General features: G+C 29.3%; 16 protein-coding genes. 15 read left to right on the top strand and 1 reads right to left on the bottom strand.

Annotation, left to right across the window (positions count from 1 at the left end; translation table 11 throughout):
* Positions 1–68 precede the first annotated feature (68 nt).
* The 11 genes from B2W91_RS09525 to B2W91_RS09475 all read left to right on the top strand — a co-directional run bounded on the left by B2W91_RS09525 (position 69) and on the right by B2W91_RS09475 (position 10699).
* Positions 69–1199 carry a helix-turn-helix domain-containing protein gene (locus tag B2W91_RS09525; protein ID WP_291580322.1) on the top strand — a complete coding sequence of 377 codons (1131 nt, stop codon included), beginning with the start codon at positions 69–71 and terminating at the stop codon, positions 1197–1199.
* Positions 1183–2202: an alpha/beta fold hydrolase gene (locus tag B2W91_RS09520; protein WP_291580321.1), complete on the top strand. Its 1020-nt coding sequence runs from the start codon at positions 1183–1185 to the stop codon at positions 2200–2202. Before B2W91_RS09525 ends, B2W91_RS09520 begins: the two co-directional genes overlap by 17 nt.
* Positions 2203–2694: 492 nt before the next feature.
* The gene (locus B2W91_RS09515; RefSeq protein ID WP_291580319.1) at positions 2695–3180 is read left to right on the top strand and encodes a 50S ribosomal protein L7ae; all 486 of its coding nucleotides are present in this window, start codon (positions 2695–2697) and stop codon (positions 3178–3180) included.
* A 368-nt stretch (positions 3181–3548) separates the two neighbouring features.
* Positions 3549–4253, top strand: coding sequence for a response regulator transcription factor (locus B2W91_RS09510; protein ID WP_291580317.1), 705 nt, complete (start codon positions 3549–3551; stop codon positions 4251–4253).
* Entirely contained in the window at positions 4246–5169 is a 924-nt protein-coding gene (locus tag B2W91_RS09505; RefSeq protein ID WP_291580315.1) for a sensor histidine kinase, read from the top strand. Before B2W91_RS09510 ends, B2W91_RS09505 begins: the two co-directional genes overlap by 8 nt.
* A 244-nt stretch (positions 5170–5413) precedes the next feature.
* A complete protein-coding gene (locus tag B2W91_RS09500; RefSeq protein ID WP_291580312.1) occupies positions 5414–6337 on the top strand; it encodes an ABC transporter ATP-binding protein in 924 nt (307 codons plus the stop codon).
* Entirely contained in the window at positions 6330–7064 is a 735-nt protein-coding gene (locus B2W91_RS09495) for an ABC transporter permease (protein WP_291580311.1), read from the top strand. Before B2W91_RS09500 ends, B2W91_RS09495 begins: the two co-directional genes overlap by 8 nt.
* 167 nt (positions 7065–7231) lie before the next feature.
* Positions 7232–8077: an undecaprenyl-diphosphate phosphatase gene (locus tag B2W91_RS09490; RefSeq protein ID WP_291580309.1), complete on the top strand. Its 846-nt coding sequence runs from the start codon at positions 7232–7234 to the stop codon at positions 8075–8077.
* Between the two features lie 412 nt (positions 8078–8489).
* Entirely contained in the window at positions 8490–9389 is a 900-nt protein-coding gene (locus B2W91_RS09485) for an AraC family transcriptional regulator (protein ID WP_291580307.1), read from the top strand.
* Between the two features lie 311 nt (positions 9390–9700).
* Positions 9701–10021, top strand: coding sequence for a PadR family transcriptional regulator (locus B2W91_RS09480; protein ID WP_291580305.1), 321 nt, complete (start codon positions 9701–9703; stop codon positions 10019–10021).
* Positions 10022–10024: 3 nt separating this feature from the next.
* The gene (locus tag B2W91_RS09475) at positions 10025–10699 is read left to right on the top strand and encodes a DUF1048 domain-containing protein (protein ID WP_291580303.1); all 675 of its coding nucleotides are present in this window, start codon (positions 10025–10027) and stop codon (positions 10697–10699) included.
* A gap of 204 nt (positions 10700–10903) precedes the next feature.
* On the opposite strand, the gene B2W91_RS09470 is transcribed toward B2W91_RS09475, so the two are convergent.
* Positions 10904–11452, bottom strand: a complete 549-nt coding sequence (locus tag B2W91_RS09470) for a GNAT family N-acetyltransferase (protein ID WP_291580302.1) — start codon at positions 11450–11452, stop codon at positions 10904–10906.
* Between the two features lie 449 nt (positions 11453–11901).
* Here B2W91_RS09470 and B2W91_RS09465 point away from each other — a divergent pair, with 449 nt between their 5' ends.
* From B2W91_RS09465 to B2W91_RS09450, 4 genes are all read left to right on the top strand, one after another.
* Positions 11902–12063 carry a spore coat associated protein CotJA gene (locus B2W91_RS09465; protein WP_291580301.1) on the top strand — a complete coding sequence of 54 codons (162 nt, stop codon included), beginning with the start codon at positions 11902–11904 and terminating at the stop codon, positions 12061–12063.
* Between the two features lie 12 nt (positions 12064–12075).
* Positions 12076–12345: a spore coat protein CotJB gene (locus B2W91_RS09460; RefSeq protein WP_291580299.1), complete on the top strand. Its 270-nt coding sequence runs from the start codon at positions 12076–12078 to the stop codon at positions 12343–12345.
* A gap of 3 nt (positions 12346–12348) precedes the next feature.
* Positions 12349–12912, top strand: coding sequence for a manganese catalase family protein (locus B2W91_RS09455; protein ID WP_291580297.1), 564 nt, complete (start codon positions 12349–12351; stop codon positions 12910–12912).
* 447 nt (positions 12913–13359) lie between these two features.
* A complete protein-coding gene (locus B2W91_RS09450) occupies positions 13360–14040 on the top strand; it encodes an ABC transporter ATP-binding protein (protein WP_291580296.1) in 681 nt (226 codons plus the stop codon).
* The last annotated feature ends 7 nt before the right edge of the window (positions 14041–14047 follow it).

The following is a 14047-nucleotide window of genomic DNA, read 5'->3' as shown; positions in this document are numbered from 1 at the left end:
AAATCAACTACTAATCCATTGAGGGTTTTAACCATAATAAGTAAAATATAAACAAGAGGAGTAGCTTTATGAAAGAAATAAATATTGCAAGAACACTTGCAGATAAGAGAAAAGAAAAGGGGATTACTCAAGAGGAGTTGGCAAAATATGTTGGCGTTTCAAAGGCGTCTGTCTCTAAGTGGGAAACAGGACAGAGTTATCCAGATATCACTTTTTTACCACAACTTGCAACTTACTTTAATATTAGTATAGATGATTTAATGGGATATGAACCACAAATGTCAAAAGAAGATATTAGTAAGCTTTATCACAAGTTAGCATCTGATTTTACATCAAAGCCCTATGATGACGTTTTAAATAATTGCAGGGATATCATAAAAAAATACTATTCCTGTTTTCCACTTTTACTACAAATGGGAGTGTTGATACTTTTCCACAGCGATCTTTCAAAAGATATAAACAAAACTACTGACTTGATTATAGAGGCAAAAAAACTTTTTATTCGAGTAAAAAAGGAAAGTAACGATTTACAGCTTATTAAACAAGCACAATACATGGAAGCAAACTGCTATATTGCTCTTAGGGATTCCGAATCAGCCATTCAATTACTTGAAGATATGAATAAGCCACTACTTACCATAGAAAACCTTCTTGCAGCTTCTTATCAAATGGAAGGTAAAATAAATGAGGCGGAATCTACATTGCAAGTTGGAATATATCAATATGTTGTAAGTCTATTTAGTCTTTTCCCCTATTACCTTATGCTATGTATCAATGAGCCTAAAAGATATGAGGAGATATTGCATCGTGCATTCTTAATAGAAGAAGCCTTTAGTATGAAAGAACTTTTGCCTGCTGCTTCTATAGAGCTTTACGTAATAGCTGCACATGGATATATACTTCAAGGAGATTTAGAAAAAAGCCTCAATATGTTGCAGAAGTGTACAGAGCTTTTAACAAGGGATATTTATAAATTAAAGCCTCACAGTGATGATTTTTTTAACTCAATTGACAATTGGCTAAATAAATTAGATTTAGGTGCAGGTCTTATAAAAAATGAAAAAATAATGAAGGAAGACATTGTGGATTTAGTAGTTAATAATTCTAATTTTTCACCTCTTTTTGATGACTATCGTTTTCAAAGTATAGTAGAAAAGTTAAAAAACTTAAAGGAGAAACAAAATGAAAACAAAGATTAAAAAAATAGGTAAAGTAATTCTTTGGATTATAGGTATTATTGTAGGTCTGATAGTACTAGCTGTGCTTACAGGTTTCACAGTGCATAATACTTATTACAAAAGTCAGCTAGAAGAAATAAAACCTTACGGTAAAATGGTTGAAGTAGATAATGAAAATATGCACGTGTATTCTATAGGTGATGGTGAAGAAACTATCGTACTTTTAGCAGGCTTTGGTATTCCTCTGCCATCAGCAGACTTTGCGCCCCTTATGCGTAAATTAAGTGAAAAATATACAGTTGTAACAGTAGAGTATTTTGGGGTTGGCTTTAGTGACGAAACGGACAAGCCGCGTACTTGTGAAAACTATATGAAGGAAATCAGAACTTCCCTTGATAAGGCAGGTTTTAAACCTCCTTATGTATTAATGCCACACTCAATATCGGGTATTTACAGTGAGTATTATGCTACAAAATATCCAAAAGAAGTTAAAGGTATGATTTTGCTCGATACTACCTCAACAGCATTTACAATGGAAGAAATGCCGAAAGAGATGGTTCTGCCTTATGATAATATTGGAAAATTTCTTCAAGAAATAAGTCTACTACCCTTAATGATAAAGCGTACTCCAGGAAGTCTATTGATGACAGAGAATGGTTATACCCAAAAGGAAATAGACGATTATAAAAAACATATAGACTACGCTATAAATGATACAAAAATTGAACAGATTGAAAACTTATACAATTATGTGCGAGAAGTTAAGGATTTACCATTTCCAAAGGATATTCCCGTGTTAAAAATTATAGCTAAACAAACAACAGAAAAGGTGGTACCATTTAAAGATGAGAATATGAAAAAGATATTTGAGTATATGGGAAGTATAGAATTTCAAAAAGATCACTTACAACGTTTAGGGGATAATGCGTCCTATGTCATACTTGATGGTTCCCATTTGATTTATCGAGAACAAGCTGAAGAAATTATAAGACTTGCAGATGAGTTTATAGCCAATTTGAAATAAGAAAGTCTGATTTTGGGTAGAAGGTGAACATAATCTGCATTTTATAAGTATATGTATTTAAAATGACAGATGCACTTTGTGTAGGGGTGAACAGTATTTATTAGGAAATCTAACTTGATTCCTATTATTAGATATTTAAGAGATAGCTGAAGCTTGAATAAATATTAATTTAAAATTGAAATTGATAAATATATTATTATGTGAAATTGCATAGGGATAATAAGGCATTATAATTCAGTAGTGCTATATATGAGAAGAAAAGTTGATAAACAATGTTCGTCCTTACGATATCATAAATAATGCATGAAGAATTATTAGAATATTATGAGCATAGTTATATACTTAGAATGATAATATAGACTTTATATTATCATAATTATGAGATATACTATAAAGAATTTGTTGGAAAATTTTAGTAATAATACTATAAAGTGTATTTACATTGTTGCAATTCAATATAAATTTATTAAACTAAGGCAAGAGGGGATTAAGATGAATTTTAAAAAGAGAAAAATATTGGTTATTATGACTATCATTATGATTACCTTATTAATAGGATGTGGAGATAATTTTATGGATAGAGTTTATAATGATGATGATAAAATAGCTAGTGACTCTAATACTTTTGGAGTAGATGAAAGTGATGAAACAATAGAGGAAGGAATATATAAGGGGAAATTGAAATTAAGTGGAAGTGGAACTATTTGGATATATGAAAGCGATGAAGATTTTGATTTGCAAGTTCCATATACATTATCAGTAAAAAGTGGAAAGGCAAAACTAGTTTTAATATCACCTAACAATACAGTTGCTACTCTTGTTGAGAATACAGCCAAATCAAGTGTAGAAGAAAATACCGCTTTAACTATACCAATTAAAAAAGGTATCAATCGCATAAAATTAGTTGGGTATAAAAAGGCAGATATTGAACTTGAACTGCACATAGAAAAAGGTGAATTTAAAAAAATAAGCTTTTAAATAAGTATATAATTAAAAAAGATACTGAGTAACATGTAGTAAGTTTTATGAAGATTGTTAAACTAAATTTTATAAGGAATAAATATAAAAAACTTATTTAAAAGTGTATATAAAAATTAAATTTATACATTTTTTAAGAGGTTTTATAAAAATACTAGAGAATTTTAATAAGTTCATTCTAGTATTTTTTTATTTTTAGTGGTTATTAAATTTACTATTATTTTAGATGCATTTATTATAATAAGTGTAATAATATTAAATGGTTATAAAAGTAATTATTTAATATTATAAATTTCAATTTGAGGATGAGGTATTTTGGTAAGTAAAAAGATTAATATTTGGTTATTGAGAAATGTGAGGTGGTTTATATGAAAAAGAGTATTTTAATTATAGATGATGATATTGAATTATGCAGATTACTTAAAAGATGTATGGAGACTGAAGGATATGAGGCAGATGTTGCTCATACAGGAATAGAAGGTTTGAAGTTTGTTAATAACAAGGACTATCATTTAATTATATTGGATGTTATGATGCCGGAGATGGATGGAATATCTGCATTAACTCATATAAGAGAAAGAAAAAATACACCGGTATTGATGCTTACAGCAAAAGGTGATGAAATGGATAAGGTTTTGGGACTAAAATTAGGTGCAGATGATTACATAACTAAGCCTTTTAGTTTATCTGAATTAACAGCTAGAGTGCAATCATTAATTCGTAGATATGTGGTACTTGGCGCAGTAACAGAAAAGCCACACTGCATGGCTTTTGGACATCTTATTATAGATACTGCACATATCCGTGTTACTTATAATGGTGAAAATGTTTCACTTACTGGAAAGGAATATGACTTATTATATTTTTTAGCATCTAATCCTGGGCAAATTTTTACCAAGAAACAGATATATCAAAATGTATGGCAAGAAGATTATGCTTATGATGACAACAATATTATGGTACATATTAGAAGATTACGGAAAAAAGTCGAACCAGATCCAGAAAATCCAATATATATTTTAACAGCTTGGGGCATGGGTTATAAGTTTAATGGAGAAGCAGGCAATGAGTAGAGAAATTATATGGTTTATCATTATCCTAGCAATGGTTCTTGTATTTTTTATTTATCGTGAATGGCAATATCGCCGTCGTATTCAAGAGACTTTGCATATTTTAGAAGATATTATTAAAGGTAATGAAAATAGAAAAATTCATGTTGGAGATAAAGAAGCTATTGCTCCTTTAGTATTTAAAATTAATCAATTAGTAGATTCTTATCAAAGAGATAAGATAAGGGCATTTCGAGCAGAACAGGCAAGGAAGCAAATGTTATCTAATTTATCCCATGATGTACGCACTCCATTAACATCTGTTCTAGGGTATTTAGATGCATTGTGTGATGGTATGGCTGGTGAAGAAAGTGAAGAATATCTTCATATTGCAAGAAATAAAGCTTATTCATTAAAAGAATATATTGATGAACTATTTACTATAGCACAAATAGATGCTAACGAAATACAACTTATTTTTGAATCAATTGATTTATTTGAATTACTGCGCAGTGAACTTATTGGTTGGATTCCAACATTACAAAAAGAAAATATAACCTTGGAAGTTCAAATTCCTGATGAGGAATGTTTTGTAAATGGGGATCAACATGCATTGATTCGCATTTTTAGCAATTTGCTTCAGAATGCTTTTCGTTATGGTAAAGATAATCATTTTATAGGGGTATCTGCATGGTATGATGAAACTGATGTTTATTTTGAAGTTTGGGATAAAGGAGCTGGATTATCGTCAGATGAAATATCTAGGGTTTTTGAGCGGCTTTACAGAGAGGATTCATCAAGGTCAACTAAAGGTCATGGCCTAGGTTTAGCTATATCCAAGGAACTTGTTCAAAAGATGCAGGGAAGAATTTTCATGGAAAGTACTCCACATATAAAAACATTTGTACAAGTTTCCCTACCAAAAAGTAAGAAAAAGTAAGAAATGTGTAAGCTTCATGTCAGAACTACCAGATAGAATAAATATATAAGCTATTTCAATTCACAATGCAAAATTCATAAGTTTGTATATTTCTGAGCAGAAGTTGAAAGTTTTAGAATTGATTAACTGCAGCGGCGAACAGTGCTCGCCGCATAATAACTAGCAATTATATTACTAGTTAAAATGAGCTTTTAAAGAAATTTTATTACTAGCAGAAAAACAGTTGAGACAAGGAGCGATATATATGGAAAATTGGATTTTAGAAACTAAAGCACTTACAAGAAAATTTGATAAACAAATAGCCGTGGATAATATCAATCTCCATGTTCCTAAAGGTCAAATTTATGGACTTTTAGGTCGTAATGGAGCAGGTAAAACTACAACACTGCGCATGATTATGGGATTAGTGAAGCCAACTTCAGGTGAAATCGAAATATTCGGGAAGAACTTAAAGCAAAATAGAAAAGAAATTTACCCACGTATTGGATCAATTATTGAAAATCCTGGATTTTATCAAAATTTAACGGGAAGCGAAAATTTAAAAATATTAGCTCGACTACGTGGAGTTCACCGTTCAGATGCCATAGAATATGCACTTTCAACAGTGGGGCTTGACAAGGAGCCAAAGAAAATGGTATCTCAATATTCTTTAGGAATGAAACAGCGTTTAGGAATTGCAGCTGCTATTATGCATGAACCAGAGTTATTAATTTTGGATGAACCTATAAATGGTCTTGATCCTATAGGTATACAAGAAATGAGAAATTTTCTTGATAAGCTATGTGAAGAAAATCATGTAACCATTGTTATTTCAAGCCATATTCTTAGTGAAATTGAGCAATTGGCAGATAATATTGGAGTTATTCATGATGGGAAATTACTAGAAGAGGTATCTATTCAAGAGCTTAGAAAAAGAAATCGTAAATATCTTGAATTTCAAGTATCTAACGAAAATAAAGCAGTTATGCTTATAGAGAAGTATTTCAATATTACCGATTATGAAGTTCATGAAAAAGGGAACATTCGTATATATTCTCATTTAGGTGAACAAGGAAAGATCAACAAAGTATTTGTAGAAAATCATATTGAGGTATTGAAGATTGTTATGAGTGAAGATAACTTAGAAGATTACTTTATTAAACTAATAGGAGGTGGTAGTATTGGGTAATTTATTATATACTGAACTTCTAAAGCTTAAACGATCTAATATGTTTTGGGTAAGTATTGTGGGAGCGATAGTAACACCGTTTATGTGTTTTATAGCATATGTAATGCAGAAGGTCAAAAGACCTGATATACCTATTGAATTTAATAAGCTTTTTTCTGATTGTAATTTTTATGTTATTTTACTAATTGGGGTGCTTTTATATGGATTAATTGCTGCCTATCTTTTTAATAGAGAGTATGTTGAAAACACATTAAAAAATCTATTAACTATACCTGTATCAAGAATAAATCTTATTGTGAGCAAATTAGTTCTACTATTAATTTGGATTATGGTATTGACTATAATTTCTTGGGTTATGACTTTAATTTTTGGATTAATAGGACCCTTTGAAGACTTAAATACTACAATATTGATAACTTCATTTAAAGAGTATATTATAGGAGGGGGTCTTCTTTTTCTACTGTCAACTCCAATTATATTTGTGACACTTTTGTTCAAGGATTATGTACCAACTATTGCATTTACTATAGCCATAACTATGGTAAACGTACTAATTTCAAATTCAGAATATAGTGTTTTATATCCATGGTCAGCGACAATAGCTGTAGCAACAAATATTTTTCGTCCAGAATACCCTCCAATATATTCTTATATTTCTATTTTTACTACGTTTATTATTGGATTTATAGCAATGGTAATTTATTTTAGAAGGGTAGATATTCAGTAAGGGAGATAAAAAACTTGAAAATAACTAGTGATTATAATCGCTTATTTTAAATTGTACCTTAAGCTTATAAGGTGATTATAACATCTATTATAAAAGAAAATAAATTTAAAACATTGGCTTATTATTTTCTTTTTATACTTAAACAATAAATTGAAAAAGGTGATTAAATGGAAACAATAATTTTTATAATAAAATCTATAATATTAGGAATCGTAGAGGGAATAACAGAATTTTTACCAGTATCCTCAACTGGTCATCTTGTTATTTTTCAAAATTTAATAGGATTTAAAGGAACTAGTGCAAATTATGTTGAGATGTATACATATGTAATACAGCTTGGAGCAATACTTGCAGTTGTTATACTTTACTGGAAAAAGATAAAAGATACTCTTGTAAACTTTTTTCCACAAAAAGTTGGATATGAAAAATCAGGGTTTAAATTTTGGTTTATGATATTTATCGCTTGTATTCCTGGAGGTTTTTTTGGAATACTCCTAGATGATTTAGCAGAGCAATACTTATTTAAACCAGTATCTGTAGCTATAACATTATTCTTAGGTGGTATATGGATGATATACGCTGAAAAGAAATTTAGAAATAATAATACAAAAAATGATGAGTTAAATGTTACACCAAAGCAAGCGATATTAGTTGGGCTATTTCAATGCTTAGCTATAATTCCAGGGATGTCACGTTCAGCTTCAACTATAATAGGGGGATGGGTAGCAGGACTTTCTACCGTTGTAGCTGCTGAGTTTTCATTCTTTTTAGCAATTCCAGTTATGCTAGGAATGAGCTTCTTAAAAATTTTAAAGATTGGTGGTATATCTATTCTTACATCTCCAGAAATTATTTCTCTTGCAGTTGGTTTTATAGTTTCATTTATAGTGGCATTAGCAGTAATTAATAAATTTATTTCATATTTAAAGAAAAAACCAATGAAGGTATTTGCAATTTATAGAATGATATTTGCAGTTGTAGTTTTAGCGGCAGGATTCATGGGAATATTTTAATAAAATATATAAGACTTTCTTTCGGACAAGCTTTTAGGTTAAAATTAGAAACATTTTTATATATGTTATTAATAATACGTATATCAAGTTTAGCCAGCTGGAAAAATAAAAAATTAAATATGTTAGTATATTTTAGACTTGTAAAGTAAAATAGCTAGTTAAAGATGCGAAATATATGAGCATCTTTAGCTAGCTATTTTTGAATATGTCTCATGCCACACAATGTGTCGAATTCTATTAATAGTAGACCTATGAACAGAAACTTACAACTTAGAATAATGGAAAGTAGGCTGAGATACTGATTTATTATTTTTTGAATATACCTTATTAGCAAAAATCAACTTAGCAAAAATGGATAAGCGAATGGTAATTGGTTCTGGTACTATAGAATCATAGATTGGGGAGGGAAAACATGGATTATAGAGCTTGTATTCAACAAAGTATCGACTATATTGAGATTCACTTAAAAGAAGATATTACAGTAGAGAAACTAGCTGCATTAGCTGGATTTTCATCTTATCATTATTACAGAGTATTTCAATTCTATGTAGGTCTACCGGTAATGAAATATATACGGAAAAGGCGTATAGCTTATGCTGCCACAGAGCTGCTTGATGGACGAAAAATCTTGGATATTGCTCTAGACTATGGTTTTGATACCCATGCAGGTTTTACTAAGGCATTTCGCAAATCCTATGGTGTATCTCCAGAACAATATCGAATTCATGCAACTAAACGTATTCCAGAGAAGGTGGACTTAATGAAGCTAGCAGAATATAAAATAATGGGAGGAATTATTATGCAACCTAAATTTATTCTCAAACCAGCATTCAAGTTAGCAGGTTATGAGCTAAAGACTACTTCAAATGATGGAAAGAATAATACGGAAATTCCAAAATTTTGGGACAGATACTTTGAAGAAAATTGGGCAAAAATTTTACACAATAAAATTACTCCAGTTAATCATGCAGAATTGGGTGTTTGTCTACAACCAGATATGAAGACAGGAAACTTTTCTTATATAATAGGGGTAGAGGTAAGAAACTTTGATAATATACCAGAAGGACTTTTCAAAGGAGAAATAAATGAAGCTACCTATGCTGTATTTACTACACCGCCATCAGACCGTAAAGATAATGGATTTATTAATACTATTCAAGGCACATGGAATTATATCTGGAATGAATGGTTCCCAGAATCAGGTTACGAATATGCACCAGATGGAGTAGATTTTGAACTATATGATGAGCGCTCTTATGGATATGAGGGAATTGTAATGGATATCTATATACCAGTAGTGAAAAAAGAATAAATAGAATTTTCTAATAGAAATGTCTAATTAAAATATTTATATCCGATATGATAATTTTTGTTATCATATCGGATATTTTCTATTCTAGGGGAATTTATAATAAAGCCAAGTTTGCGGACAACTTTGTGAAGTTGAAAAACACATAATCCGCTTAGTAGATTTTTTATTGCATTATTGTATTAGTTACATAATTGTTTAATAAATCAAAGAGAGTAATTTATAAAAATTTAAATGTGGACTACTTGACATTACATAGTAGTAAGTATATTATAAAAATATAAGCTATTATGTAATGCAAAGTAGGTGATTTAGTGGCTAATACTACACAAATATTAAAGGGACTACTTGAAGGGTGTATTCTTAACATAGTGAGTAAAAATGAAACATATGGTTATGAAATATGTGAAAAATTAATAGAATTTGGATTTAAAGATATTTCAGAGGGAAGTGTATATCCAATACTTATAAGATTAGAAAAGAAGAAATCATTATATTCTATTATGAAAAAATCTCCTTTAGGACCTATGAGAAAATATTACTATCTTACAGAAGAAGGTATGGAAGAATTAAAAGAATTCATATCGTCTTGGGGTGAAATAAAGAGGAATATCGATAATGTATTGGAGGGGTAAATAATGTTGTCAGCAATTCGATTAAGAAGAATTAGATTGAGGGAACAGAAAAAGCTAAATGATACAAATTTGTGTTTATATAAGCATATAACTTCTTATATTCAAATTTGTGGTGATCTAGAATTAGATGAGAAAGAAGAAATTTTACAACAGATTATGGATATGATATTACAAGCTCAAGTTGAAGATAAGCCTGTAGATTTGTTTATTGGAAAAGATTATGAGGCATTTTGTGACTCAATTGTTGAGGAGTTTAATAATAGTAGAAATAAATATTATAAAATAGTTAATTATGTACAAAAATATTTATTATGGACTACATTGCTTGTAATTATAATTGGAATTTCTAATATAATTAATGGCGATTCTTTAAGTTTAACTATAAATTTAAGACAGTTCATATGGGCAAATGCTATGACATTATTATTAATACCTAAAAGAATCAATGTCAGATTTAACATTTTTAATGTCAGATTTAACATTAAGAATGGAAGGTTTGTATCTAGTGTGGTTACTTTTTCTATCATTTTTGCTTTAATAAATTTAATAATTAAAAAACTTTTAGGTGCAGAGATTATGAAGTACAGCATTAGTTTAATTAATAATATTTATTACTTACCTTTTATATTTATAGCAATTGGGATAATAGGAATATATAAAAGAGTATCTAGTAATTGATAATTTCTTTTACTGAAATGTAATGCAAGTATATATTAGAGCGGTTTAATAAAATATATATTTGTATCAAATTTTTCAGCTTTTATTTTTGCTAAAAGCTGAAAAATTTATTTATAAGAGTAAATTTAAATAGACTATAAATAATACTTTATTTAGGATTTTCTACTTTATCAAATTCCATGTATTAGTTCCAAAAACTATCTATTACTTATTTTTAAATCTTCCCATTATAACTGTATTATAATAATTTCCATCCTTATGAATACGATCTTTTATTAACAAACCTTCTTCTATAAATCCATATTTTTCATATAATTGAATTGCCTTTGTATTTGTTTCTACTGCAACTAATGAAATCTTTTCTAATATTGTGGTGTCTGCCCAAGATAATATATTTTCTAATAATACATTTCCAATTCCATTACCCCAATATTTATTTAGAACACCTATACCTAAGGATGCACTATGCCTAAACCTACTTAAGGCATTTCCTTGACAAAGAGCTAACCCAGCAATTTTGCCTTCAACTTCCGCTACTAAAAATAAACTGTTATCTGATATTGAATTTTCATAAATCATTTTTTCGAAATCTTCTGGGGTAAGAAATCCTTCGCCTGGTTCGCGATCAAAATTTTCTGTTTCTCCGTCTAATTGAACTCTTAATCTAGATAATTCTGCTCCATCACCTTTTATAGGGCAGCGAAGTATCCATGTTAGATTCTTTCCTATTATTTCTTTATTTTCAATAACCATATTGAACCTCCAATAATCATATTTATCCTAAAAAATAATAGATAATACTCTTTAGAGAAAATATGTAGTAAAAAATTCAAAATTTTACATAAAAACATATACCTCCATAATTTTATAATTCTTAGTTAAGAACTGTCAATTAGAAATTATAGAATTTCTACTGATTAAGTAAGGGACGGTTCATCATTTTTTATTAAATTTTTAATCTAGCAATTTTTTAAGACAATATTTTAATGAATTTTATTCTAATTTTGTATAAATTGTAATGAACCGTCCCTATTACATTTAAACTTAAAAGGATTTGGCATTAAAAAAGTAGTGCATTTAATTTTGCACTTTAAATACATTTTAAGTATATTTTGAGATAAAATTATATTATTTGTAACATTATGGATATTGATAACATAACATAATTATTAGCTAGTAAATAACGAAAGGATGTTAAATTAATGCATGACCATGAAAAATGTAAAACTGTAAGAGTGCAATATGCAAGGGCATATGTATTACCTCAAGTTTATGAAAATCTATTTTCAGTTAGAGAGGCCTTTAGAAGAGGTACAATTTTTAAAGACCTTTATCAGCCATATAATAAAAAATCTATATGTTAAGAGGTGAATACTATGAATGCAAATGAACTATTAAATACTATTAGAGAATATCAATTCTATGCTATAGAGCTTAATTTATTTCTAGATAATTTTCCTCATGATGAAAAGGCAACAAAAGACTTTAAAATTACATCTCATAAATTAACTTGTTTAATTAGTGAATATGAAGAGAAATTTGGTCCACTTACTAACTTCGGTTCTGCTTTTGTAGAAAATCCACCAGCCTGGGTAAAAGACCCATGGCCATGGCAAAGAGAACAGAATAGATGGGAGGAAGAGTAGAGTATGTGGTATTATGTAAAAACTTTAGAATATCCAGTAAATCTTAAATCTAAAGATCTTCAAATGGCAAAATTTCTTATATCCCAATATGGTGGACCAGATGGTGAATTAAGTGCTGCACTTAGATACCTGAATCAACGTTATACAATGCCTACAGGAAAATCTAAAGCATTACTCACCGACATAGGAACAGAGGAAATGGCGCATGTTGAAATTATTGGTACTATGGCATATCAACTTATGGAAAATGCAACTGTAGAAGAAATTAGAGAAGCTGGTCTGGGAGGCCATTATACTGATCATGGAAAAGCAATATTTTATACAGATGCTACTGGCAATCCATGGACAGCAACTTATATACAGGCCAAAGGTGATGTAATTGCTGATCTTCATGATAATATGGCAGCAGAACAAAAAGCAAGAGCAACTTATCAGTGGCTAATAAATTTAACAGATGATCATGATATAAAAGAGATATTAAAATTTTTAAGAGAAAGAGAAATTGTTCATTTCCAAAGATTTGGAGAAGCTTTAGTTGATGTTCAAGAAAATATATGTTCTAAATAGACTTAATTATATTGTATAGGAAAATAATATTTTAATAAATTATATTATTTGTCAATCTGCCAATGGTATAAAAACATTTGGCAGATTTTTATTTTTGGTTTTTATATGTTTATATTTAATTTTATTATTTTTATAAGAAGCTTTAATTTTAGTACTTTAAAATCAGTATCTTAATAATGTTCATTTTAAACCTATGATTTGAAATGAACCGTCCCTTGGGAAGTTAATTGATGCTGGTTTATATGATTTATAATGAACCGTCCCCATATCTTACAGATATGTAAGAGTTCTGCGTTATGAGTAAGAGAATAGTTATTGTTATGAGAAAGCTATAAAAATATAATATAGTTATGGTTAGGGCAATTAAGAAAAAGGATGTCATACCAATGAATGTTTTTATAGATGTAAATTTATATTGAAGATAAAGTTAAAAGAGAGGGATTTAACATGGAAATACTAAAGGTTGAAAATTTATCAAAAGTTTATGGGGACGGTAATAATAAAGTAGAAGCACTTAAAGGTGTATCTTTTTCTATAAATAGAGGAGAATTTACTGCAATAGTAGGGGCTTCTGGTTCAGGAAAAAGTACATTACTTCATATGTTAGGTGGTCTTGATAGACCAACTTCAGGTAAGGTTTATTTAGACGGAGAAGATATATATAAATTAAATGAAGAAAAGTTAGCTATATTTAGAAGAAGAAATATAGGATTTGTATTTCAATTTTTTAATTTGATACCGGTTTTAGATGTAGAAGAAAACATATCACTACCAGCTTTGCTAGATAAAGAAAAAATAGATGAAACATATTTGGATGGATTATTATGGATGCTTGGGCTGAATGACAGAAGAAGTCATCTTCCTTCAGAGTTATCAGGAGGTCAGCAGCAAAGGGTTTCTATTGGAAGGGCATTAGTAAATAAGCCATCTATAATTCTTGCAGATGAGCCTACTGGAAATTTAGATAGTAAAAATAGTAAAGAGGTAATAGAGCTTTTAAAACTTTCTTCTAAAAACTATAATCAGACATTAATAGTTATAACTCATGATATGAGTATAGCAGAACAAGCAGATAGAGTGATAACCATAATAGATGGTGAGTTGAAATCTGATGAAAGAATTGGATAGAAGGGGG

Origin of the sequence: Clostridium sp. UBA6640 (assembly GCF_002455975.1) — a bacterium.
Classification (GTDB): domain Bacteria; phylum Bacillota; class Clostridia; order Clostridiales; family Clostridiaceae; genus Clostridium_J.
This window is presented reverse-complemented; position numbering and strand designations above follow the sequence as displayed.